This window comes from Wohlfahrtiimonas sp. G9077, from assembly GCF_002252155.1.
Taxonomy (GTDB): domain Bacteria; phylum Pseudomonadota; class Gammaproteobacteria; order Cardiobacteriales; family Wohlfahrtiimonadaceae; genus Wohlfahrtiimonas.
The window spans coordinates 14,480-38,679 of the sequence record NZ_NEFD01000007.1 but is presented as its reverse complement, the minus strand read 5'-3'; the positions used below and the strand labels follow the sequence as shown (position 1 = coordinate 38,679).

Annotated in this window: 28 protein-coding genes and 1 other RNA gene; 18 read left to right on the top strand and 11 right to left on the bottom strand. The window is 45.6% G+C overall.

Annotated elements, in window-relative coordinates:
• Positions 1-2 precede the first annotated feature (2 nt).
• The 5 genes from B9T20_RS08810 to B9T20_RS08790 all read left to right on the top strand — a co-directional run bounded on the left by B9T20_RS08810 (position 3) and on the right by B9T20_RS08790 (position 3,280).
• Positions 3-845 (top strand): endonuclease/exonuclease/phosphatase family protein, encoded by an 843-nt coding sequence (locus B9T20_RS08810; protein WP_094490709.1) that lies wholly within the window; start codon positions 3-5, stop codon positions 843-845.
• Entirely contained in the window at positions 833-1,819 is a 987-nt protein-coding gene (locus B9T20_RS08805) for a tetratricopeptide repeat protein (RefSeq protein WP_094490708.1), read from the top strand. Before B9T20_RS08810 ends, B9T20_RS08805 begins: the two co-directional genes overlap by 13 nt.
• A complete protein-coding gene (locus B9T20_RS08800; protein WP_094490707.1) occupies positions 1,820-2,509 on the top strand; it encodes a ComF family protein in 690 nt (229 codons plus the stop codon).
• A 26-nt stretch (positions 2,510-2,535) separates the two neighbouring features.
• A non-coding RNA gene (gene ssrS, locus B9T20_RS08795) (6S RNA) lies at positions 2,536-2,721 on the top strand.
• Between the two features lie 10 nt (positions 2,722-2,731).
• Positions 2,732-3,280, top strand: a complete 549-nt coding sequence (locus tag B9T20_RS08790; protein ID WP_094490706.1) for a 5-formyltetrahydrofolate cyclo-ligase — start codon at positions 2,732-2,734, stop codon at positions 3,278-3,280.
• Positions 3,281-3,335: 55 nt separating this feature from the next.
• Here the strand turns inward: B9T20_RS08790 and B9T20_RS08785 are convergent, their stop codons facing one another.
• The 10 genes from B9T20_RS08785 to ubiD form a co-directional block, all read right to left on the bottom strand.
• Entirely contained in the window at positions 3,336-3,854 is a 519-nt protein-coding gene (locus tag B9T20_RS08785) for an OmpA family protein (protein ID WP_008316219.1), read from the bottom strand.
• Positions 3,855-4,097: 243 nt separating this feature from the next.
• The gene (gene msbA / locus B9T20_RS08780; RefSeq protein WP_094490705.1) at positions 4,098-5,849 is read right to left on the bottom strand and encodes a lipid A export permease/ATP-binding protein MsbA; all 1,752 of its coding nucleotides are present in this window, start codon (positions 5,847-5,849) and stop codon (positions 4,098-4,100) included.
• A gap of 104 nt (positions 5,850-5,953) precedes the next feature.
• On the bottom strand, positions 5,954-6,475 hold the full coding sequence (gene pal, locus B9T20_RS08775) for a peptidoglycan-associated lipoprotein Pal (protein WP_094490704.1): 522 nt from the start codon (positions 6,473-6,475) through the stop codon (positions 5,954-5,956).
• Positions 6,476-6,516: 41 nt separating this feature from the next.
• Entirely contained in the window at positions 6,517-7,773 is a 1,257-nt protein-coding gene (tolB, locus tag B9T20_RS08770) for a Tol-Pal system beta propeller repeat protein TolB (protein WP_094490703.1), read from the bottom strand.
• A gap of 22 nt (positions 7,774-7,795) precedes the next feature.
• A complete protein-coding gene (locus tag B9T20_RS08765; protein WP_094490702.1) occupies positions 7,796-8,350 on the bottom strand; it encodes a hypoxanthine-guanine phosphoribosyltransferase in 555 nt (184 codons plus the stop codon).
• A 26-nt stretch (positions 8,351-8,376) separates the two neighbouring features.
• Positions 8,377-9,654: a glutamyl-tRNA reductase gene (gene hemA, locus B9T20_RS08760; RefSeq protein WP_094490701.1), complete on the bottom strand. Its 1,278-nt coding sequence runs from the start codon at positions 9,652-9,654 to the stop codon at positions 8,377-8,379.
• A gap of 90 nt (positions 9,655-9,744) precedes the next feature.
• Entirely contained in the window at positions 9,745-10,842 is a 1,098-nt protein-coding gene (locus B9T20_RS08755) for a glycosyltransferase (RefSeq protein ID WP_233491659.1), read from the bottom strand.
• A complete protein-coding gene (locus B9T20_RS08750; protein ID WP_094490700.1) occupies positions 10,842-11,318 on the bottom strand; it encodes a Slp family lipoprotein in 477 nt (158 codons plus the stop codon). Before B9T20_RS08750 ends, B9T20_RS08755 begins: the two co-directional genes overlap by 1 nt.
• A gap of 13 nt (positions 11,319-11,331) precedes the next feature.
• On the bottom strand, positions 11,332-11,916 hold the full coding sequence (locus B9T20_RS08745; RefSeq protein ID WP_094490699.1) for an SIS domain-containing protein: 585 nt from the start codon (positions 11,914-11,916) through the stop codon (positions 11,332-11,334).
• Positions 11,906-13,378, bottom strand: a complete 1,473-nt coding sequence (gene ubiD / locus B9T20_RS08740) for a 4-hydroxy-3-polyprenylbenzoate decarboxylase (RefSeq protein WP_094490785.1) — start codon at positions 13,376-13,378, stop codon at positions 11,906-11,908. Before ubiD ends, B9T20_RS08745 begins: the two co-directional genes overlap by 11 nt.
• Before the next feature lie 102 nt (positions 13,379-13,480).
• Here ubiD and B9T20_RS08735 point away from each other — a divergent pair, with 102 nt between their 5' ends.
• The 11 genes from B9T20_RS08735 (at position 13,481) to B9T20_RS08685 (ending at position 21,187) form a co-directional block, all read left to right on the top strand.
• Positions 13,481-14,083, top strand: coding sequence for a TIGR00730 family Rossman fold protein (locus B9T20_RS08735; protein WP_094490698.1), 603 nt, complete (start codon positions 13,481-13,483; stop codon positions 14,081-14,083).
• A gap of 79 nt (positions 14,084-14,162) precedes the next feature.
• A complete protein-coding gene (orn, locus tag B9T20_RS08730) occupies positions 14,163-14,705 on the top strand; it encodes an oligoribonuclease (RefSeq protein ID WP_094490697.1) in 543 nt (180 codons plus the stop codon).
• A gap of 13 nt (positions 14,706-14,718) precedes the next feature.
• Positions 14,719-15,216, top strand: a complete 498-nt coding sequence (locus B9T20_RS08725) for a phosphatidylglycerophosphatase A (RefSeq protein ID WP_094490696.1) — start codon at positions 14,719-14,721, stop codon at positions 15,214-15,216.
• The gene (locus B9T20_RS08720; RefSeq protein WP_233491657.1) at positions 15,209-15,820 is read left to right on the top strand and encodes a thermonuclease family protein; all 612 of its coding nucleotides are present in this window, start codon (positions 15,209-15,211) and stop codon (positions 15,818-15,820) included. The genes B9T20_RS08725 and B9T20_RS08720 overlap by 8 nt, the downstream gene beginning before the upstream one ends.
• 16 nt (positions 15,821-15,836) lie before the next feature.
• The gene (locus tag B9T20_RS08715) at positions 15,837-16,451 is read left to right on the top strand and encodes a PH domain-containing protein (protein WP_094490695.1); all 615 of its coding nucleotides are present in this window, start codon (positions 15,837-15,839) and stop codon (positions 16,449-16,451) included.
• On the top strand, positions 16,448-17,563 hold the full coding sequence (locus B9T20_RS08710) for an ABC transporter permease (protein ID WP_094490694.1): 1,116 nt from the start codon (positions 16,448-16,450) through the stop codon (positions 17,561-17,563). The genes B9T20_RS08715 and B9T20_RS08710 overlap by 4 nt, the downstream gene beginning before the upstream one ends.
• Positions 17,563-18,348 (top strand): ABC transporter ATP-binding protein, encoded by a 786-nt coding sequence (locus B9T20_RS08705; RefSeq protein WP_094490693.1) that lies wholly within the window; start codon positions 17,563-17,565, stop codon positions 18,346-18,348. Before B9T20_RS08710 ends, B9T20_RS08705 begins: the two co-directional genes overlap by 1 nt.
• Entirely contained in the window at positions 18,338-19,279 is a 942-nt protein-coding gene (locus B9T20_RS08700) for an MlaD family protein (RefSeq protein WP_094490692.1), read from the top strand. The genes B9T20_RS08705 and B9T20_RS08700 overlap by 11 nt, the downstream gene beginning before the upstream one ends.
• 9 nt (positions 19,280-19,288) lie before the next feature.
• Positions 19,289-19,876, top strand: coding sequence for an ABC-type transport auxiliary lipoprotein family protein (locus tag B9T20_RS08695; protein ID WP_063504048.1), 588 nt, complete (start codon positions 19,289-19,291; stop codon positions 19,874-19,876).
• 8 nt (positions 19,877-19,884) lie between these two features.
• Positions 19,885-20,775, top strand: a complete 891-nt coding sequence (locus B9T20_RS08690) for an NUDIX hydrolase family protein (RefSeq protein WP_094490691.1) — start codon at positions 19,885-19,887, stop codon at positions 20,773-20,775.
• Complete coding sequence (locus B9T20_RS08685) at positions 20,756-21,187, top strand: GNAT family N-acetyltransferase (protein WP_094490690.1); 432 nt, start codon at positions 20,756-20,758, stop codon at positions 21,185-21,187. Before B9T20_RS08690 ends, B9T20_RS08685 begins: the two co-directional genes overlap by 20 nt.
• On the opposite strand, the gene ung is transcribed toward B9T20_RS08685, so the two are convergent.
• Positions 21,179-21,856: a uracil-DNA glycosylase gene (gene ung / locus B9T20_RS08680; protein WP_094490689.1), complete on the bottom strand. Its 678-nt coding sequence runs from the start codon at positions 21,854-21,856 to the stop codon at positions 21,179-21,181. The two genes, B9T20_RS08685 and ung, sit on opposite strands and share 9 nt — an antisense overlap.
• Positions 21,857-22,039: 183 nt before the next feature.
• Here ung and B9T20_RS08675 point away from each other — a divergent pair, with 183 nt between their 5' ends.
• Positions 22,040-23,071 (top strand): N-acetylneuraminate synthase family protein, encoded by a 1,032-nt coding sequence (locus B9T20_RS08675; RefSeq protein WP_094490688.1) that lies wholly within the window; start codon positions 22,040-22,042, stop codon positions 23,069-23,071.
• Positions 23,064-24,200: a UDP-N-acetylglucosamine 2-epimerase gene (gene neuC / locus B9T20_RS08670; protein WP_094490687.1), complete on the top strand. Its 1,137-nt coding sequence runs from the start codon at positions 23,064-23,066 to the stop codon at positions 24,198-24,200. The genes B9T20_RS08675 and neuC overlap by 8 nt, the downstream gene beginning before the upstream one ends.

The following is a 24,200-nucleotide window of genomic DNA, read 5'->3' as shown; positions in this document are numbered from 1 at the left end:
GTATGAGTGAATTTTCTTTTGCATCCATCAATGCAGCAAATTTAGGTGAATGGTCTGATGAATCGCGCATTGATGCCTTTGTGACGTCGATGGTGACGGATTTAGGCGCACCTTTGATCATTGCCATTCAAGAGATTGGTGCGGCGGCGATGGGCGATGAAGCGGTTCAAGCAGTGGTGGCCGAGAGGATCATTCAAAAATTGGCCGCTCATCAATGGACGTATCATTATGCGGACATCGCACCCTTGCCAGAAACAACCGGCGGCGCTGAAAATATGAACATTCGCTGTGGTTTTTTGTATCGCGCGCCCATTGAGCTTCATGGCTTAGAACAAATTGGCAGCGATTCCCCCTTTTTCATTGGCAGCGATGAACTTGATTGTGTGCCATCAAGGTTGCCGCTTGTGGGGAAATTTGTGTATCAAGGGCAGGTGATTTACATCATCAATTGCCATCTCAAATCCATGAGCCTTAAAAATCAAACGAAAAAACAGGCCAAAAAGCAGCGCAATCAGCAATCGAAAGTGGTGGCAGAATTCATTGAAGCGCATGATCTCAAAGCGCATCCTTTGATCATTGCAGGGGATATGAATGACACGTTTAACAGTAAAACGGTGCAAGCAATTGCTAAACTTGGGTTTGAGAGCGTCCATGCACAATTGAAATATCAAATCTATACGTATAAATATCAGAAAAAGCCGATTTTGCTCGACTATATTTTGTACAATGAACACTTTAAAGCGGTTGCCGGCGCCATTGCACACATCAACACCGATGTGATGAGCGAACGGCGCTACAGTGATCACGATCCGATTTTAATGACGGGGCAATTATGTTCAAAGTGATGATGACATTGCTGCTTGCGCTTGGCATCACATATGCTGACAGCTTTGAAGATGCCGTTGCTGCTTATGATCGCCATGATGATGAAGAGGCCGCGCACTTATTCAGTCAATTGTCTGCCCTTGGGCATGTGGATGCGAGCAATAATTTAGCCACGTTGTACCAAACAGGGCGCGGTGTGCCTCGCAATTACGTGAAAGCGGCCGAGCTTTATCAAAAAGCAGCGGCAGCGGGCCATGTGGATGCTGCTTTTAATTATTCAACGTTATTGCGCTTAGGCATTGGGCAAGCAAAAGACATGAGCGAAGCGTATGCTTGGTCTGTGATTGCAGCGCGCCATGGCGCCAGTGATTTGGTGGCGTATCGTGATGCTTTGGCCACAAAGTTGACGAAAGAAGATTTAGAGAAAGGCTCAGAATCGGCTCAAAAGATTTTAGAGGGCTTTATGCAATATGAAGCTTCTGTCGGTTGGTTATTGCCGAATAATGTGCGTATTGCCGCGCGGGAAACACCGATTCCTAAACCCATTGATCGCATTGAGCGCCTCAATGCTGAAGGTGAAATCACCATCATTCAAGAGGATGTACAAAAGATCACCGAAGAGAATCATCATGTGGCATCTGCACCAAGCTATAAAGCCACGTTTGTGACGCTGCCATTGCAGCTTAATCGATATGGATTTGTTGGCTATCGCCCGATGCTCAATAGTAGCCGTTACAGCACCGATGTGATTTTGCGTCCGCGGAGAATGGTGGGCGAACATGCTGTGCCGATTGTTGAGGCATTGGACATTGATGAAAAGCTTGTGCCGGTGTTTCAAAGTTTAGCAAACAGTTATGGCGTGCACATCAATGACATTGTCAGAGCCGTACAGCGCCTCAATCCTGATGCATTTGAAGCCGATTTGCCACTTCGCCTTAAAGATCCCGATGGGCGCTTAGTGATACCGAATTATTCGCAGGTGAAGGATGTTTAAATGTCACGCTTTGCCACACTTTTTCATGGACTGTATCCGAAACGGTGTTTGATCTGCCAAAATGCCATGACGCTTGAGCGTTATGTGTGCGCATCTTGCCATGGTACGTTGTGGCCAGTTGTGGATTATTGCACCACATGCGGCGGTGATCTGTTGCCGGACATTGGGTGTTTACATTGCAATGAGGCGCAGCCGTCGGCCATTGATCACATCATCATGGGTTATCACTATAAAGATGCGGTGCGCACAGCCATTGTGGGCTTAAAGTTCAAACGTCAAATATATATGGTCAGAGCCATTGGTGAATGGATCAATGGCGTGATTTTGATGCATCAAAGTTGGTTATCAACGATTGATGCCATTGTACCGATGCCGGTTGATCGCGTGCGTTTGGCGGAAAGGGGCTTTAATCAAGTCCATGAGATTGCCAAAGTATTGCAGCCGATGTTGGCGGCGCCCATTTTATCGAATGTACTGCATAAGCAGGCCTTCACACTTCCACAAAGTGGGCTCAATCGAAAGGCGCGCTTGACAAATTTAACCGGAGCCTTATCAGCGCATCCTGTGAATGGGCATTTATTGCTCCTAGATGATGTGATGACCACCGGCAAAACCTTGCAACATGCGGCATCTGCCTTAAAAGATGTCGGTGCGCAAACTGTCACCGCATTGGTGATTGCGAAAGCATGAAAAAATGGTATACTTCGTTTGTGGGTGGATTTCTGAAGCATGCGTGTTCAATATGTCTAAGTCCCCTTGATCCTAAGTATATATCGAAGATATATTACTAGATGCCGGTGAGCAGGCTGATCTTGAATCAGAAGCCTAAGGCATTTAAACTTATATCCATTTGAACCGTTCGGTTCAAGGGTATGACATACTTAACGGTACTTTGGGATCCACTCCATTCTTATGAATCAACAAGCTGCGATTCGTGCGCGAATCATCAAAGAGCGCAATCACTTAGATGCCAACATTCGGCATTCACAACAAGTGGCATTCAATCAACATTTATCATCATTTTGTCAGAGATTTTCATCCCTTGGCATCTATTGTGCTGTGCGTGGGGAAATTTCGGTGGATGCGTTAAGGGCAACAGATAAAACCATTGCATTGCCTAAGATTGGTGATGATGATCGCTTGGTGTTTGTCGAGGATCAAACCGATCGATTATGGACCATTGGCGCCTTTGGCATTCCTGAACCCACATCAAAAGAGATTGCAACGCTGCCTGAAGCGTTCATCATTCCATTGGTTGCGATTGATCAGCGTGGCACGCGCATTGGCATGGGCAAAGGTTATTATGATCGTTATTTGGCCACTGTGCCAGCATCGATCATCAAGATTGGTGTGGGATTTGATTGTCAAATGCGCTCAGAAATCATTGAGCGACAAGCACATGATGTGCCGATGGATTATTTCATTTCCCCAAGTGGCATTATAGATTTTTCTGCCAAATGACAGGCATAAAAAAACACCTAGCGTGCTAGGTGTTTTAAATAACTGAAAAATTCAATTATTTACCAACAACGCCATTGATGACAACGTCAACGCGGCGGTTTTTCGCACGGCCTTCAGCTGTTTCGTTTGTTGCGATTGGGTTTTCTTTACCGTAACCTTTTGTAGTGATGATGCTTGGAGAAACACCGTTTTCTACTAAGTAAGCTTCAACAGCTTTAGCACGACGCTCAGACAAACCTAAGTTGTATTGTTGGCTACCGATACCGTCTGTGTAACCTGCTAAAGAGATTGATCTAACTTTAGCGCCATCTTGTTTGATTTGAGCTGCTAATTTGTTCAATTCTGCTTTACCCGCTGGTTTTAATACAGCTTTGTCAAAATCAAAGAAAGTATCCGCGCTTAAAGAAACACTTCTAGCACCACAGCCAGGAGTACCATCTAATACTAATACGCATTCGCCTTGACGATCTCTTACGAAATCACCTTGTCTGTCAACCAAACCTTCTAGTTGAGCCATTGCTGATGTAGAAGCAACAAGCCCAGCAATTACTAATGTAGTTAATTGCTTTTTCATATTTAACCTCCAATAAGGACTTAAACTAAATAAAAAATCAACACTAGTTATAAGTGTAAATATATTCAGCGCAAGAATAACACAACTGATGTCAGAATGATACCGCATTTTTGACAAAAAAAATACACTTTTGTGTCAAAAATGAAAATATATTATCCTGAATCATACAAATTTTTAGAATCACTTTTCCGTAGAAAGCAGTGGTTTTATAAAATTTGTATGATTTTCAGTATATTATTGGATTTATGCAGATTCTTCTCCTAAACGATAAAGCGAGGCATAAATGTTGTTTTTTTCCAACAATTCTTGGTGTGTGCCCATTTCGACAATTTTACCTTGTTCAAAAACAACAATGCGATCGGCTTGCTCAATGGTGCTTAAACGGTGCGCAATGATGATGGTGGTTGTGTCTTCGCTGAGCACTTTAATGCTCTCTTGAATGTCAAATTCGCTCTTTGTATCTAAGCTGCTGGTTGCTTCATCGAGGATCAAAATGGGCGCCTTTTTATATAGGGCGCGCGCAATGGCGATGCGTTGACGTTGTCCACCGGAGAGTTTGGCGCCATTTTCACCCACATGTGTGTGTAAGCCTTCTGGCATTGCACTGATGAATCCCCAAGCATTGGCATTTTTTGCCGCCTCTTCGATGCGCTGCCAATCAGGATTGGGATCGCCAAGAGCAATGTTATTGGCCAAAGTGTCTGCAAAGAGCACCACATGTTGGCTCACATAGCTGATGTGTTGGCGGTAATCGCGCAAAGAGAGCTCGGCCACATTGTAATCATCCACCAAGACTTTGCCTTCCGTTGGTGTATAAAAGCCCGCAAGGAGATTGGCAAAGGTACTTTTCCCGCTGCCAGAAGCGCCCACAAGGGCAACGGTCTCTTTAGGGCGAATGTTGATGGAGAGATCTTTAAAAATGGGCGCTAAATCATCCCCATAACGAAAGCCCACATGATCAAAGCGAATGTCGCCAGAGATGTGTAAAGGCAAATGTTCAGGATTGTGGTGGGTGGCCACATCTTTTTCAATCGGTGCATCAATGAGGCTAAAGACGCTTTCAGCACCGGCTAAACCACGCTGTAAGGATTCATTTAAGCGCGTTAAACGTTTAATAGGATTGAGTAAACCCACCATCGCGCCAAGCGTGGTTAAAAATGCGCCGGGCGTTAAACCATCCGGGCTCACTTGATGAGCCGCATAGCTGATGATAAAAGCAATGCAAAAAACAATGAGGAGTTGCACAAGTGGGCTGGCAATTTCAGAAGCCACCATAATTTTGACATTCACCCGTTGCAATTGTTCATTGGTTTTCTCAAAGCGCGCACGCGTAAAATCATAGGCGTTAAAGAGTTTGATCTCTTTATTGCCGCGAATGGTCTCTTCGGTGATGTGGTTGAGCTCGCCCATTTCAGATTGCGCACGGTGCGAGAGCTTACGCAAGCGTTTAGACACAATGCGCAGCGTAATGGCAATGAAAGGCGCCACCACAAACATCACCAAGCTGATCTGCCAGCTGTTGTAAAACATGACAAAGAGTAAGCCGATGATGGCAGCGCTGTCTTTAATGAGCGTCACCAATGCAAAAGAGCTGATGGTTAACAGTTGGTTCACATCAAATGTGAGCTTAGAGAGCAGGGCGCCGGAGCTGGTTTTATTGTATTCGGCAATCGGCAATGTGATGAGGCGATCAAACATCTGTTGACGCAAGGTTTTAATCACTTTTTGGGCGATAAATTGCATGCCCACATTCCCAAAGAAGCCAAAAGCACTTTTAATGAGAAAAACGCCAATTAAAATAAAAGGCATCATTTTGATGAACTCAGGGTCTTTATCAAAAAAACCTTGATCCAAAATGGGTTTTAAAAGGGCAAAGAGCCCCGCTTCAAACATGCCAGATAAAGCGATGGCCACCAATGCGAAGATCAAAATGCCTTTGCGCTGACTGGTGTAGGTCAATAAGCGTTTATATAGTTGAAGACTTGTGGTTTGCATAATTTCTGGGGCATCAAAATAAAATAATTATGCCATAGATAGCAAAAGCGCACTGAAAGAATCTTCCCGTGCGCTTTGATTTTGCTGGAAATGCGGCAAAAAACTTAGTAGATGATCTCTACGCGGCGATTTTGTGCCCAAGAACCTTCACCGGATCCGCCAACAGCTGGGCGTTCTTTGCCATAGCTGACGATGCGAATTTGGTTAGGGTTCACGCCTTCGGAGGTCATTAAAGTGGAGACGGCTTTTGCACGGCGCTCACCTAAGCCAATGTTATATTCGCGTGATCCGCGATCATCGGTGTGACCTTCTAAAATGATGCCGCGTGATGGATTTTTACGAAGCTCAGCTGCATGCGCGCTCACTACATTGTAAGACTCTTGGCGTAAACGGTCGGAGTCAAAGTCAAAGTAGATGATGCGATCTTCTGTGCCGCGTTTACCATACATTGCATCATAATAGGTGCTTGCTTGTTCGCCATTGTAGCCTGTGCCAGCGCCGCCATTGACGCTGCCATAACCACCATCGCCATATCCATTCTCACCACTGCCTGATGTGGAAGAACAAGCAGCAATGAAGGTAGAAAGGCAAACGATGCCCAAAAGCTTGAGACTACTTTTTTTCATGGTTTCTCCCAATTAAATAATTGATCGGTACATTGTCGTGATTAATTAGACCAAGCTGGCTCTCGAACATCTGAAGCGTTGCTTGAGAATTTTTGCGTGACACTGCCATCGTTAGACACAGCATTCAAACCGCCCACGCCATTGGCATAAATGATCATGTGACCATTGCTAGAGAAGCTTGGGGCTTCATCTTTGCCGCCGTTGGTTAAACGTTTGGTTGCACCGGTTTGTAAGTCGATGATGGCAATCCCAAAGCCATTGCCGCCACTGCCACGATTCATCACTGCTAAATAGCGACCATCATTGGAAATGGAAGGGCTCGCATTGTAGTTACCCGAAGTGGAAACACGTGTTGGTGTGCCGCCATTTGGGCTCATGCGATAAATTTGTGGTGCACCTGTTCTGTCAGACGTAAAGTAAATCATATTGTCTTTACCCCAAACAGGTTCGGTATCAATGCTCGCGTGATTTGTTAAACGTGTCAAGCCTTTACCGTAAATGTCAGAGGTATAAATCTCAGGGTTGCCATCTTTCGATAAGGTGAACACAAGACGAGAACCGTCTGGTGACCATGAAGGTGCACCGTTGATGCCCGGTAAATCTAACACCACGTGACGTTTACCTGAATAAACATCTTGCACTACGATTTTACTTTTCTTACCTTCTAATGAAGAGTAAGCAATTGATCGACCATCAGGGGACCATGAAGGCGATAAAATGGGTTCATTGGAGTTAAAGATGGTGCTTGGATATGCGCCATCAGCATCCGAGACAATCAATTGATATTGACGACCATTTTTCGCAACATACGCCACTTTCGTGTCAAAGGAGCCTTTGACGCCTAAGATCTTCTCATAAATGGCATCGGCCACTTGGTGTGCTGTTTTACGCCATTGGCGTTCATTGTTTGCACCCACTGTATACACGCGCTGAAGCATTGATTGCTTAGAGAATGTATTCACTAAATCCACAGAAATCTGATTGCCACGAACGGTTAAAAACACAGCATATTGCACGCCGCGCTGCATCCAAGCTTCGCTATTGATGGCAGCAGGACCCGCAGTTGGCTCCGGTGAGTTTTTAGAGGGCAACGCAATAAAGCGGCCAGAACGCGCTAAGTCGCCGCCTGCCACTTGCTCAACAAAGTTGCCCAATTGATCATTCGAGTAAAGCACAATCGGAATGGCGTTACTCGCTGATTTCGTCACCTGAATTTTTAATTGGGCATGACTAAAGGTGATCAAAGATAACAGCGAGAAGAACAACCAAAATGAGAGTTTGACGACATGTTTTTTCATTGTTACACCCCTTGAGATGATTTTATGATTCGTTAAGAGCCCAGATGCTGCTGAGGTTACGCCAGTATTCATGACAATCCATACCGCAACCAAAAACGTAGCGATCCGGTACATCTAATCCAATATAGTCTACTTTAAAGTTTTTAGGTTTACGAGTGTGCACTTTATTAAATAATGTGGCTGTGTACACTTTTGTTGCGCCCATATCGCGCAATGCATGCGTGATCGCTTCAAGTGTATTACCTTCATCAAAGATGTCATCGACCAATAACACAGGACGACCCTCGACCGGAATGCTTGGTGGTGCCACCCATTGCAATTCACCGCCGGTGGTTTCACCGCGATAACGTGTGGCATGTAGGTAACCAATTCTAAATGGGAAATTTAAACGAGATAACAATAAACCGCCCGGAATCAACGCACCATTCATCACCACCAACACCACAGGATCTGCGTCATGGAGATCTTTTTCGATCACAACAGCCATTTGGTCAAGGGCATCATTGACGGCTTGAGCTGAGATGATTTCTTCGGAATTCGCAAGGATTTGTTGCGCCTTATTGTCGGGATTTGACATGAATTTTACCTATTTAGATGATTAAACTAACGAGTTTTGTGTTTCGGGGCAGCGGTGTAGTGTGCCAAAATTTTATTGACCGTTTCGCTGTCGCCTTCTTGCTCAAGGGTTTTGAGCAGGTTGATCAGAGGATGCAGGACGCGATTGCTCATTTGTGTGACCACTTGGTCAATCACATCGTCCATCGACTGAGTCTGTTCACGGTGAGTCAGTTGCTTCGCTTTACGCAACGTTACGCCTTTTTGTTCGTCCACATAGTGGAAAATGGCTTGTAAATGAACCGATAAGTCCGCAAGTTGCAACCAATCGTCCCATTCAGACACACTGCGTTGAATGTATGTTTCAGCTTCTTTTGCGGCCGCTTCGCGTGATTGATAGTTCTTTTCAACGATCTTATTGAGATCATCCACTGAATAAAGATAGATATCATCGAGCTCATTGACGTTGGCATCAATGTCGCGCGGCACAGCAATGTCCACCATTAAAATGGGCTTGTTACGGCGGGCTTTTAAGGCACGTGCGGCCATCTCTTTGGAGATCAATGAAAATGGCGCACCCGTTGACGCAATGACAATGTCCGCTTTTTCTAATAATTCTGGGATCTCATCTAAGCTGTGCACCGTCGAAGGAATGGCCAATCGCGCGCTCATCTCTTTAGCGCGGCTTTCTGTGCGGTTAGCGATCGCTAACGATTGAATGTTTGCCTCAATTAAATGTTCAGCCACCAATTCAATGGTTTCACCGGCGCCCACTAACAGTGCGCGCTGCTCAGAAAGATCAAAGATCTGCTTTGCCATCTGTACAGCGGTATAAGCCACAGAAATGGTGTATGCACCAATGTTGGTTTCTGTGCGGATTTTTTTAGCCGTTTGAAAAGCAAGTTGAAAGAGCCGATTGAGGGTTTTGCATAAGGTGTCCGCTTGCTTTGAGTATTCAAATGCATTGCGAAGTTGCCCCATGATTTGTGGCTCACCTAAAATCAGGGAGTCTAACCCAGCGGTGACGCGCAACAAATGCGCCACAGCGTCGTTATTTTCATAATAATAGTGATACTGTTCGATGGTTTCCATGGAGATTTTTGCATGCTCAGTCCAGAGGGCAAAAAAGTCCTGCAAAGGCACAGTTAAATTGTCAATGTAAAACTCTGTGCGGTTACATGTGGAAAGAATGACAGCGCCGGTCGCCCACCCATGATTTTTGAGGGCGTGTAAAAATTGTGGCACTTTTTCAGGCAATACGGAAGCTTGCTCGCGAATTTCAACGGGAGCAGCCTTGTGATTGATGCCGATAGCTATTACTGTCATTGGTGGTTTGAATAATAGAAAGAGTGAATTCGTAAAAGTTGCATATCTTAGCAAATTTTACGCCATTCTACATCTAAAAGAAAACGATCGTTAGAGGGATTGATATAAGTCGCGCAATTTTTCCTGACTCAATGCAATGGTATCGGTGATGGGGGCAATCTGTGCTTGCGCTTTCGGTATCGCCAGAATCTCTAGCGTTTTGTCATAAAGCGTAGGCAAATGATGTGGCCTAATTGCACCATTTGGATAAAAGCGTGATAAATTTTCCCCAACACCGCCATAATTAAAACCAATCACGGGCGTGCCACAAGCGAGGGCTTCAAGTACGGTTCTGCCATAGGATTCAGGTTTTGTGGTGAGAGATAATGTAATGTTTGCCCGTGTATAGATGGCCGCCATCTCATCGCAAGTGCCATACCAAAGAATGGATTTTGTGAGCCCTTTTGCGGCAATGAGTGCCTTCATCTCTTCATAAAATGCGCGATTGCGTGCATCATAACCGCCCACAATTAAAGCTTTAATGTGCGTAATGCCATTTGCTTTAAGCTTGGCCATGAGCTCAATTACAAGGGGAATGCCTTTGATGCGCGTGATGCGACCGGCCAGCAACAAAATTTGATCCTGCTCAGTGATGCCAAGGGTTTGAAGGCGCGCATGCATGGCATCGGGCACCGTAACATTTCGATGAAAGATCGTTGGGTCAATGCCTTGCGTGATGATGGCAAAACGCTTCATATCCGCGCGTGGATAAGCATTGATTAAGTAATTCTCTAGCGCTTTAGACACCACAATCACTCGATCAGCTTTGAGCATTTGCTCGCTATAGCGGCTGATGGAGTTAAAGCCATGCACGGTGGTGACAATGTGCGGGCGAGTTTTCACACGTTTTAAAGCAAAATGCACAAGCCATGCTTGCAAGCGTGAATGAATGTGAATGATGTCTGGTTCAATCTCGTTGATGAGGCGTGCTAATTTGCCAATTTGCAGTAAAGAGCGCACACGCTTTTTCTCAATGGGCAACGTAAAGTGCGTTGATCCTGCTTGTTCTAAGCGTGAAACCAATCGCCCGCCGCTTGAGATCACGTAGCTGTTTGCATACGTGGCAATGTGGGCGCAATTTTCAAGCACATAATATTCCACGCCCCCTTGATTGAGGGCGGGGAGAATTTGCAGGATTTTCATCGTCATTAGAGATCGTATTTATACCCATAACGCGGTTTGCTGCTTGGGCCGAACATGGGTTTTGATGCACGCCAAATGCGGTAATCATCGGCGGTGATCATGATGACGGTGCTTTTGCCATAGCGTTCGATCTGTGCCACATCAGTGATGCGCCCAATGGCGGAAAAGCGCACATTGTCGAGCTCTTCAGGTGCAATGTAACCATTGACGATGACGATCGCGCGATCCTTATTGTTGGCAATTTTGGCCGGCGCGGACTCTTCATTCAGTGGTGCACTCGCGATCTCAATTTGTGTTTGTGAAGGCGAATATTGATACGCAATCACAGGGCCGCCGACAATCATTTTTTTGCCTAAAATGGCTTTTACCGGCTGTGAAACGGCCGCTTCATACGTTAAAGCATCTTTGGCAGCTGAGCCAAATGTGGATGAGCAAGCGGCTAATAACAAGGTTAAAGGTAAAATTTGGAAGATTTTTTGCATGGTTCTCTCGTTCTTATAATGATGGGGCAAAGAGCGCCGTTTCGATCAATTGGCAGAGCATGTGTTCCACCAATAAATGGGATTCTTGAATGCGTGGCGTGTGCGTCGATGGGATTTTGATCATCACATCACACCATTGATCCATCGTGCAGGGTTTGCTGCCGGTTAAGCCAATGGTGTAAATGCCTTTGGCGCGGGCCGCTTTTACAGCATTGACAATGCTTTCAGAGTTGCCGGAAGTTGAGATGGCAATCAGCGCATCGCTTGGTTGCGCGAGTGCTTCAACTTGGCGCGCAAAGACATAATGATAGCCATAATCATTGCCCACTGCCGTTAAAATGGAAGTATCGGTGGTCAATGCAATCGCCGGCAAGCCTTCGCGCTCTAATTCAAAGCGACCCACAAGTTCTGCCGCCATGTGCTGTGCATCAGCAGCTGAGCCGCCATTGCCCACAATGAGGATTTTGCCGTGATTGCGATAGACATCAATCAATGTTTCGGCCACGCTCTCAAGGGTTGCGATGAGCTTGGCATCTTCTAAAATGGCGGCTTTGGTGGCAATCGATGCTTGAATTTGTGCAATGATGTTATCTTTCATATCCGTACTCTTTTAAAATTGTACTCACTTTGTCCACCACTTCTGGCGTCATTTCGATGGGCTCGCCCCATTCGCGATCCGTTTCGCCCGGCCATTTATTGGTGGCGTCTAAACCCATTTTTGAGCCAAGCCCGGAGATGGGGGAAGCAAAGTCCAAATAATCAATGGGCGTATTGTCCACCATCACGGTGTCGCGAATCGGATCCATGCGTGTGGTGATCGCCCACATCACATCATTCCAATCGCGGCAATTGATGTCTTCATCCACGATGATGACAAATTTGGTGTACATAAATTGGCGCAAGAATGACCAAACGCCCAGCATCACGCGTTTTGCATGCCCCGGATACTGTTTTTTAATGCTCACCACCGCCATGCGGTACGAGCAGCCTTCAGGTGGTAGATAAAAATCCACAATCTCCGGAAATTGTTTTTGAATGATGGGCACAAACACTTCATTTAACGCAACGCCGAGCATCGCCGGTTCATCGGGTGGGCGACCTGTATATGTGGAGTGATAAATGGGATTTTTGCGATGCGTGATGCGCTCAACGGTCATCACAGGGAAGTTGTCCACTTCATTGTAGTAGCCGGTGTGATCACCATATGGGCCTTCGGGCGCCATGTCATCGGGATAAATGTAACCTTCTAGCACAATTTCAGCATAAGCTGGCACCGTTAATTCATCGGAGATGAGGGAAGGCGCCACATAGGTTTTTTTGCCGCGCAATAAGCCTGCAAAGGCATATTCAGATAAAGTGTCCGGAATGGGAGTAACAGCTGCGATGATGGTGGCAGGATCTGCGCCTAAAGCAACGGCAACCGGAAAAGGTTTGCCAGGATTTTTCAGTTGAAACTCACGAAAATCCAATGCGCCGCCACGGTGTGCAAGCCAACGCATGATGATGCGGTTTTTACCGATCACTTGCTGGCGATAAATGCCAATGTTTTGACGTTTTTTGTGTGGCCCTTTGGTGATGGTCAAACCCCAAGTGATCAAGGGCGCTGCATCTTTTGGCCAACATTTTTGAATGGGCAAAGTGCTCAAATCTACCTCTTCTTTTTCAATCACCACATCGCGGCAGGGCGGTGATGAGAGGGTTTTTGACTTCATGGAGAGCACTTTTTTAAAGATCGGGAACTGCTTGATCATGCTGCGAAGGCTTTCTGGCGGCGTGGGCTCTTTTAAAAAGGCGAGCAGCTTGCCAATGTCTCTTAAGCGGGCAGGATCAGTCTCGCCAATGGCAAGGGCAACGCGTTCAGGCGTGCCAAATAAATTGGTGAGCACAGGAATGGTGTGATCTTTGGGATTTTCAAATAAAAGGGCAGGGCCACCTTGGCGCAACACATGATCAGAGAATTCCGTCATCTCTAAATTCGTGTCCATTTCATGGGTAACACGCTGTAGTTTGTTGTTTTTTTCTAAATAATCGATGAATTCTCGTAAATCTTGAAATTGCATGCCCACTGATCTCATCCAAAAAAATCGATTATAACATTAATGAAAATGGTCTGTTATAATTCCCCGCCCGTGAACAGACAAAATAGAATGAAGGCGACAAACATGTTGTGGGATGTGCATCAGATCGATTCAGAATTGAAAGAAGCAAAACGCGTACTCAATGATTTAGGGCGCGCCGTCACCATTTTTGGCTCTGCACGCATTCCTGAAGATGATTCTTATTATGTGGCAACGGTCAATGTTGCCAAAGCGATTGCCGAACAAGGTTACGCCATTATTTCAGGCGGCGGCCCCGGTATTATGGCAGCGGCCAATCAAGGCGCGGTTGAGGGCGGCACAGAATCTGTGGGTTTAAACATCATCTTGCCCCGTGAGCAACATCCGAATCCTTATCAAACCCGTTCACTGCGATTTTCTCAGTTTTATCCACGTAAAATGAGCTTTTTCAATTATTCTTGTGCCTACATTTGTATGCCCGGCGGTTTTGGCACGCTAGATGAATTGTTTGAGGTGATGACGCTGGTGCAAACCGGTAAATTACAGTGCTCGCCGGTAATGTTGTATGACAGCGGCTTTTGGGCGCCCATATTTGAATGGTTTAAAACGACGTTACTAGAGAAAAAGCTCATCAGCACAGACACTTTTGATTGGCTGCATTTGGTGGATTCTGTGGATGAGGTTTTGGCGATCCTTGATAAAAAATAACCATCATGCAAGGGCACACAGCACAAAGTAGCCGTGATAAAATGGCGCTTTATTGAGTCAATTATTGAAAAGGTAGAACATGCAGTCAGATCGCTATTTGTTTTGGGTAGATTTAGAGATGACAGGATTGGAGGAAAATCTTGATCACATCATAGAAATTGCCTCCATCGTAACGGACAGCGACTTAAATGTTGTGGCCGAAGGTCCTGTGATCGCCATTCATCAACCGGATGATGTTTTGGAGTTGATGGATGATTGGAATCAAAAAACGCACGGTGAATCTGGTTTAATTGAGCGCGTGCGCCAAAGCAACATCAGCCTTGCAGAAGCCGAAGAGATGACGTATGAATTTTTGCGTTTATGGATCGCAAAAGGCACTTCGCCTTTGTGTGGCAACAGCATTGGCACCGATCGCCGTTTTTTAAAACGTTACATGCCGCACATTGATCAATATTTGCATTATCGCAATGTGGATGTGAGCTCCTTTAAAGAGATGATCAAGCGTTGGTATCCAAATGGCGCAATGTATGAAAAGAAAAACACACACAAGGCTTTAGATGACATTCGTGAGTCGATTGGCGAGTTAAAATTCTATCGCACTCACTATTTACAACAACATTAATAAGGAGCGCACGATGCACAGCAAACATGATCACTCTGTGAAAATCACCATCAAAACCCCGGCGCAGTTTTTAGCCTCTGGTTTTGGTTCAGGCTGTGCACCGGTGGCGCCCGGCACTTTTGGGACATTGGCGGCAGTGCCATTTTGGTTCTTGATGACGTATTTACCAGATTTATGGTATGCCGTGATCACAGCCTTTGTCTTTGTTTTAGGCTGCATTGTCAGCGATCAAGCAAGCCGCGAGCTCAATGTGCATGATCACGGTGGCATTGTGATCGATGAATTTGTGGGTTTTTTCATCACGATGTTTTTAGTGCCTGTGAACATTTACACAGCGATCTTGGGCTTTGTGCTCTTTCGCATTTTTGATGTGATTAAACCTTGGCCAATTAAATGGGTGGATCAAAAGATGAAAGGTGGCATTGGCATTATGGTGGATGATGTCTTAGCGGGCATCATGGCCTTGATCAGCATTCATTTGATCCTTTGGGGTTATGCGGTGCTTGGTTAAACGCATCGGGCGTTATGTTCGATGGCGCATTGGTAAAGCGCGTACGCATCCGCGCTTTTATCAGCATCTTTTGGTGCCGATTTGTTGCCTTCTGCTGTTCATTGTCTCAAGCTTATATGTGCCCAAAGGCCGTTGGTATGATGATGAACCTTATGATCATTATCCGATTACCCTCACATGCCAATTAGAGCGCATCATTGATGGAGATACGGTGGTGATGCAATGCCCAAAACCTCATGATCCACGTGAAACATCACGCCGCTCTGTGCGCATTTGGGGCATTGATGCGCCCGAAACCGGGCAAAAACCTTGGGGTGAAATGGCCACACAAACCCTAAAAAATATGATTGGTGACCATCGAGCGATTGAACTGCAAGTGATGGAAAAAGATCAATATGGCCGATTATTGGCTAAACTGTTTATTCAAGCGCAAGATGTGGGGCTTGAGATGGTGGAAGCAGGGGCAGCGATTGTTTATGCCCGCTATAATCATGATCAAGACTACATAAATGCACAAAAACGCGCTAAAATGTCACGATTAGGCATTTGGCAAACAGCTGGCGCGCAACAACAACCCGAACAATGGCGGCGGCTGCATCCGTAAAACATTTGGTATAGATATGTATTTAAGTCATCGAGAAGAAGAATTAGCCCACAACGAATCCCTCCTTTTGTCACAATACACGCATTGGTGGATTTTTGTCGCGCCTGCTTTATGGCTATTGGCCGGCATCTATTTAGCGCTTAATGCAGCGCTCCATGGCTCTTTTTCGCTCTATTCATTGTTGATTTGGCCGATGCCACAAAGTGGCACAGGATTGAGTCATACGATCCACAGTTATTTAGCGATGGGTTCTGAGGTGATTCAAGAACATTTGCCGCGTTCGATGTATGAGTTTTTAAATGGCATCCGCTTGCATCCGCGTAAGTGGATTAGCCAATTGGTGCTCATTTATGCGTTATATCGCTTAGTGCGCGCCACATTAACGTTTTTAACCACTAAAGTGATGGTGACAGATCAACGCATTTTAGTGGTCACAGGGCTATTTCGCCCACAGCGCATTGAATTTGCGCGTTTACATGTGGATGCCTTTCACATTAAAAAAGGTCTCCTGAGCCGATTCATGGATGTGGGCACTTTGATCATTCAAGCTTCTGGTGGTTTAACGGCACGTTTGCCCGCCATCAAAATGCCTGAAGTCTTGACCACATGCGTTGTTGAGAATGAAAAATGATGCTGACGCAAAACAATAATCAGTTGATGCTTGAGGGCGAATGGACGATTGGCAATACGCCCATCATTGAAAAATCGATTGCGGCGATTGATTGGTCTAAACTTGATTTATCACAAGCCATCGAGATCAATGGCAGCGCTTTAACGTCGTTAGACACAAGCGGTGCCTATTGGATGGGCACGATTGTCAAAGCCTTGAAAGCCAAAAATGGCCAAGCGAATCTAACCGCATTTCATGGTGAGTTTGCCAATTTGGTGGATTTTATCTCCGATAAAATGGCCGCATTTGAGCCCGATGCTTTAGATGATCCGAAAAAAGATCCTTTCTTTGTGGCAGTGGGTAAACGCACCTATTTGGCAAAAGATCAAACGTATCGTTTTTTTGACTTCATTGGTCAAGTGGCGATGGTGACGGCGAAAAATCTTGCCCATCCTTGGTCGATCCGTTGGAAAACCATGTGGTCAAATGTGCAAACGGGCGGTGTACAAGCGCTTTTCATCATTGGCCTTTTGAACTTTTTGATCGGCATCGTGATTGCCTATCAAGGTGGCGCTTTATTAAAACAGTATGGTGCGAACATCTTTGTGGTGGAATTGATTTCCATCTCGATGCTCAGAGAATTGGCGCCCTTGATGACGGCCATCATTGTGGCAGGGCGAACAGGTTCTGCGATTGCTGCACAAATTGGCACCATGGTGGTCAATGAGGAAGTGGATGCGTTGAGCACCATTGGCATCAATCCCTTAGATCAGCTTGTGGTGCCAAAGATGATGGCGCTCATTGTGGCATTGCCATTTTTAACGGTCTTTGCCGATGTGTGCAGTGTCTTTGGCGGCATGGTGCTCGCAAACACCTATTTAGATGTCTCTTTTAGCACCTTCGTCGAGCGTATTCCGCAAGTGATGACGGTGGATACTTTATTGGTGGGCTTGGCGAAAACCCCGCTGTTTGCCATCATCATTTCTTTGACCGGTTGCTATCAAGGCTTTCGCGTCAGTGGCGGTGCGGACAGCGTAGGGCAACAAACCACCATTTCTGTGGTGCAATCGATCTTTTTAGTGATCATTTGCGATGCCATTTTCTCCATTATTACAAGGAATGTGCCGATCTAATGACAGAAACAGTAGACAACAACATTGCCATCGAGATTGAGCACCTTTATAACCGTTTTGGCACCCATTCAGTGCATGAAGATCTCAATATGACGGTACAAAAGGGCGAATTGGTGGCCTTGGTGGGCGGTTCAGGCTCAGGGAAAACCACATTATTGCGCTCGATCATCATGCTGCTCAAACCCTATTCTGGGCAAGTGTATATGTTTGGTGAGCCCATTTGGGGCATCAGCAATCAGCAACAAATGCAGTTGCGTAAGCGTTTTGGCATGCTCTTTCAAAGCGGCGCGCTGTTTAGCTCGTTGACGGTATTGGAAAATGTCATGGTGCCCATGAAGGAGCATTTAAAGCTATCAACAGCGGAGATGAAGGAGTTGGCGGAGCTTAAAATTGTGCTCTCTGGTTTGCCTGCCCATGCTGCAAATCTCTATCCGCGTGAATTGTCAGGCGGGATGATCAAGCGAGCAGCTTTAGCGCGCGCTTTAGCCCTTGATCCGCAATTGCTCTTTTTAGATGAACCAACTGCAGGGCTTGATCCTGTGGGTGCAGGCGAGTTTGATGATTTGATGAATCAGCTCAAAGAATCTCTCTCGCTGACCATTATGATGGTGACTCATGATCTCGATTCTTTATGGGCTGTGACGGATAAAGTGGCCTTTTTGGGTGAGAAGAAAATTTTAGCGTACAAACCAATGCCTGAATTGGTGAAAGATCCGCATCCATTGATTCAAAAGTATTTTCAAGGGCCAAGGGGCCGAGCAACAGAGGAAGCTTATGGAAAATAAATTCAGTTTTGCCGCCGTTGGCGTATTTGTGGTGGGCTTTAGCATTGCGCTCTTAGCGCTTGTGGTTTGGCTCACCGTGGGCACAGATAAGGTAAAATATCTGCCTTATAAAGTGGTGACCAATGAATCTGTCTCTGGCTTATCCGTCAATTCTGTGGTGGATTATAAAGGCGTGGATGTGGGCGTGGTGCGTAAAATCGAACTCAATGATTTAGATCCTCGTTATGTGATCATCTCCCTTGACATTGCAGCGGGTACACCCATTAAATCGGATACGGAAGCGGTGTTGACGAGCCGTGGCATTACAGGTTTGGTGGGCGTGAGCTTGCGTGGTGGTACAGAGAGTGCGCCGAATGTGGTGCCCACTGAAAGTGATCCTGTGCCAGAGATCAAAAATGGTCCTTCGTTATCGCAGCGTTTAGACACGGCATTTAATGATGCCACGCGTGCACTAAGTGGCGTATCTGAAAAATTAGACATGGTGCTCACCACACAAAATGCTGAGCATGTGAACAATATTTTGCGTAACCTTGATGTGGTCACCAGTAACTTTGCAGAAAGCTCAGAGGATCTCAAAGAGATGGCGGATGATGCCACTAAATTCTTCCGTGGTTTAGAGCCGAAGATTGACAGAGCATTGTCAGCCATTGACTCTTTCAGTGCCATTGCAGAAAATGTAAAAACCGCCTCCGATGGCTTAACCTCAACGCTTGACAATGCAGACAGCACCTTAAAAGCATGGGGTGCAACAGCGGTGGAATGGCGCAACTTTGGGCAATCTGTGCGCTCACAAGTGCCAAACTTGAATTCAACATTTACAGAGCTCAACAATGTGTTGTATCAAATGTCATTGTTGATTACACAACTGAACAATCAGCCGAACTCATTGATCATGGGTAAAGGCAAACCAAAACCAGGCCCAGGTGAATAAGGAGTGATGATGAAGATGAAATTAACAGGTTTAATGGCGGCAATGCTTGTGATGGCAGGGTGTTCTTCTGCGCCGTATAAAACACAATACACCTTAGCCACTGAGGGCGCGAACATTGTTGAAACAGCGCATCAAAAGCCTTATGGCATTGTGGTGGGTGATGTGAAAAGTTTTGGCATGGGCAACAATGTGGACATGACCTATTCGCGTGATGCCAATACAGTGGAAGTCTATACGAAAAGTGCATGGGTCGAGCCACCTGTTCAGCAAATTCAAGTGGCAATTGCCAATGGTTTGATGGCATCGAATGCCTATCGTGATGTGGTGGTGTCACCGACGTCATTGACGGGTGCGTATAAAGTGGACACCACCATTCAAAAAATGCAGCAATATTTTGACAATGGCCACAGTTATGTGGAGTTGAGTTTGATGGTGCGTTTACTCAATAATAGCCAACAAAAATTGGTGTTCTCGAAAAAATACAGCATTAAAGAGCCTGTCGAAAGCTTAAATGCAGAGGGCGGCGTTGCGGCTTATAACAGGGCGTTAGCACGTTTATTGCCAGAGATCATCCGCGACATTACGACACAATCATAAAGGCCATCATGCAGTATCAACACATCATTGAGGCGTTGCCCGCGCCAGATTTTTCAGAGTTTGTGCCGTTAAATTGGCAACATCATGCTGTGGGTTGTATGCATGCGCGCATTGTGCCGTTATTGGCAAAATATCCACATCTTTTTCAAGATGTGGATGGACAAGCAATGCGCTTTACGGATGAGTTTTTAGCGCTCGACATTGCAAAGCGTTCTGCATTGCTTGAGATCGTCAGTCATGATTTAAAAGCGCATCATGTGGTGCCTAATTGGCGAGATGAACTCTTTACTGTGTATTTAGATGCCGCGCGCACTTTGCCACTCTTTCAAATCGAGCGTGGTGTGTTGCCAGTCCTTGGGTTACAAGCGCACGGTGTGCATTTAAATGGTTTCACTTTAATCGAAGGTGAGCCGCACATTTGGATTGCAGAGCGCTCAGCAACGCGCCCGATTGCCCCTTTAAAGTTGGATCAATTGGTGGCAGGTGGCTTGCCTGCGGATCTCACGTTGCTTGAGAATGTTTGTAAAGAAGCCGGGGAAGAAGCCGGCATTCCTGAGGTGGTGGCGCGTACTGCTCAACCTTTTGGCAGCTTGCAATATCTAACGCCCGCTGAAGATGGCTTTGGCATTCGCAATGACATGCTTCATGCCTTTGACATTGAGCTGCCCATTGATTTTATGCCCCACAATCAAGATGGTGAAGTGGCGCGCTTTATGCGTTTGCCTTTGCCAGAATTATGGGCAATTTTGAAAAAGCCTGATCAATTTAAACCAAACACAGCTTGGGTGATGCTTCATTTTTTATTGCGCCGCGGTTGGCTAGATGTCTCTAATGCGGAAGCTCGTTATTTAGCTGAACATTTATCACTTTCAGGAAATTATGCACCACATCATCATTAAGGGTCGTACAGACCCAACGATTGCGGAGGCTTTTGCCATTCGTGATGCTGTCTTTACACAAGAGCAAGGCTACGCCGCAGAGATTGACATCGATGATTATGATGACATTGCCTTTCATGTGATTGTGTATCAGGATGATCAAGCCATTGCCACAGCGCGTCTCATTCCTTTGGGGGATATTGGTAAAATAGGGCGCGTTGCGGTGTTAAAATCTCATCGTGGGCAGGGCATAGGATTACTTCTGATGCAGGCGCTCATGATGCAGGCAAAACAATTGCCCATCACATCACTTGTGCTCTCGTCACAAGTGCATGCCATTGCCTTTTATGAAAAATTAGGCTTTGTGGCGGAAGGTGAGATTTATCTAGAAGATGGCGAGCCGCACATTCATATGGTGAAAAAACTAGCTTAAGTCTGCCCAATCAATCGGCGTTTTCCCATGTGCGATGAGGTAGGCATTTGCCTTGGAAAATGGGCGCGAGCCAAAAAATCCACGGTATGCTGACAAAGGTGAAGGATGCACAGAGGCAATTACGCAGTGCTTTGATTCATCAATGAGGACGCGTTTCTTTTGTGCATGGCTGCCCCATAAAATGAAGACAACATGTTCGCAGTTTTGATTGATCATACGAATGGTTTCGTCCGTTAATTGCTGCCAGCCAATGTGCGCATGGGAAGCGGCTTTTGCAGCTTCAACGGATAGAGAAGTATTCAATAAAAACACCCCTTGCTTTGCCCAATTGATGAGTGAGCCATGAGCGGGCGGCGTAAATCCTTCAATGTCTGTACTGAGCTCTTGATAGATATTGCGAAGCGAAGGCGGCACTTTAATGCCATGATGCACAGAAAAAGCAAGGCCATTGGCTTGATTCGGTCCATGATAAGGATCTTGTCCTAAAATCACGACTTTCACTTGATCAGGCGGCGTCAGTTGATAGGCACTGTAGCGCTCAGCCTCTGTTGGATAGATGGTTTTTCCGGCATTTAATTCAGCATTTAAATATGCATAAATATGTTGGCAATAGGGCTTTTTGCCTTCTGATTGTAGGAAGGGCTGCCAGGATTTTAGGTGGTTTGACATGGATAAATGTTTGACAATAAAATAAATTAATATCCCTGGATTATAACATTTGTTTATAATGCCACCAAATGGCGGTGACACATACAATTTTTACCACTCTATTAATCACTTAATGATTCAGTTAAAGAGATATAACAATTGTATGTGTCACCGTTTTTTGTTTTTATTTTCCAAGGAATCATTATGAAAATTGGTCATTTAGAGATCAGTCGCACGAGTCAGCCGATTGTGATTGTGGAAATTGGCATCAATCATGAAGGTTCATTGCGTACAGCCTTTGAAATGGTGGATGCTGCCCATCAGGCAGGTGCACAAATCATCAAGCATCAAACCCATATTGTGGAAGATGAGATGAGCCAAGCGGCAAAATCTGTCATCCCTGGCAATGCAGATGTGTCAATTTATGAGATTATGGCGCGCTGTGCGCTCAATGAGCAAGATGAGCGGGCATTAAAAGATTATGTGGAATCTAAAGGGATGGTCTTTATCAGCACGCCTTTTTCACGGGCGGCCGCTGATCGTTTAGAACGTATGAATGTGCCCGCGTATAAAATTGGGTCAGGTGAATGCAATAATTATCCATTGCTTGAACATATTGCAAAATTTGGTAAACCCATCATTTTAAGTACGGGCATGAATGATTTGGCAAGTGTGCAAAAAGCTGTGGCAATTTTTGAGGCCCATGGGGTGCCGTATGCTTTGCTTCACACTACTAATTTGTATCCAACGCCGCCGCACTTGGTGCGTTTAGGGGCGATGGAGGCACTGGCCGATGCATTTGTCAATGCACCGTTTGGGCTTTCTGATCACACCACTTCAAATTTGGCTTGTTTTGCTGCTGTGGCACTGGGCGCTACGTTGTTAGAACGCCACTTTACGGATCATAAGTCACGCCCTGGACCAGACATTATCAATTCGATGGATGCCCAAGAATTGTCTGAACTCATTCATGGTAGCCGCCTCATTCATCAAATGCGAGGCGGGGAGAAAAAAGCAGCACCTGAAGAGCAAGTGACCATTGACTTTGCCTTTGCCACGGTTGTCAGCATTCGTAACATCGCTAAAGGTGAAACATTGACGATGGACAATGTATGGGTCAAGCGTCCTGGTACGGGTGACATTAAAGCAGAGCACTTTAAAAGTTTACTGGGTAAAAAAGCAACGCGTGACATTGCTCTTGATGAGCAGTTGCGTTGGAGTGACATCGATGGCTAAAGTCATCTTATTTGTGACCGGTACGCGTGCAGATTTTGGCAAGTTAAAAGCCCTTATTCAAGCCACAGACATGCTAGAAGGGTTTGAGTATCGTCTATTTGTGACGGGCATGCACATGATGGCACGTTATGGTCATACGTATCGGGAGATCGAAAAATCTGGCTTTACGATGGAAAAATATTGCAATCAATACCCCAATGAGCCGATGGATCTCATTTTAGCTAATACCATCAATGGTTTGTCGCGTTATGTGCATGAGATGCGGCCAGATGCTATTGTCATTCATGGGGATCGTGTGGAAGCGCTTGCGGGCGCAATTGTGGGCAGCATCAGCAACATCCGTGTGATTCACATTGAAGGTGGAGAGCGAAGTGGCACCATTGATGATTCATTGCGCCATGCCATTACTAAGTTATCCCATGTACATTGTGTGGCCAATGCAGAGGCAAAAGCACGCGTGATGCAGTTAGGTGAAGCTGCGAAATCCATTTATGTGATGGGTTCTGCGGACATTGATTATATGAATCCTGAGCAATTGCCCACCTTAACAGAAGTCAAAGATCATTATGACATTCCTTTTGATCGCTATCATATTGTGCTCTTTCATCCTGTGACCACAGAAGTTGAGCAGATGGCACAACATGCGCGGGCATTGGTGGATGCATTATTGGTATCTAGCGATGCATTCATTGTGATTTATCCAAACAATGACAATGGCACCCATGACATTTTACGTGAATATGAGCGTTTAGAAGGCAATCCACGCATTAAAATCTATCCTTCTGTGCGTTTTGAATATTTTTTAACATTGATTCATCATGCGGTTTCCATCATTGGTAATTCAAGTGCGGGCATTCGGGAAGCGCCGATTTTTGGTGTGCCTTCCATCAATATTGGCACGCGTCAAAGCTTGCGCTTTAAGAGTGAATCCATCATCGATTGTGATTATGATCAAAGGGAGATTATGCAGGCGATTGCTACAGTGAATCAATTGACGGAACGCTTTGCAGCGTGTGAGTATTTTGGCACCGGGGACAGTCAGGCACGCTTTTGTCAGATGCTAACCGATGAGTCAATGTGGCAAATGCCGCTGCAAAAAGTGTTTCATGATGTCGTGGTGGAGGCATAG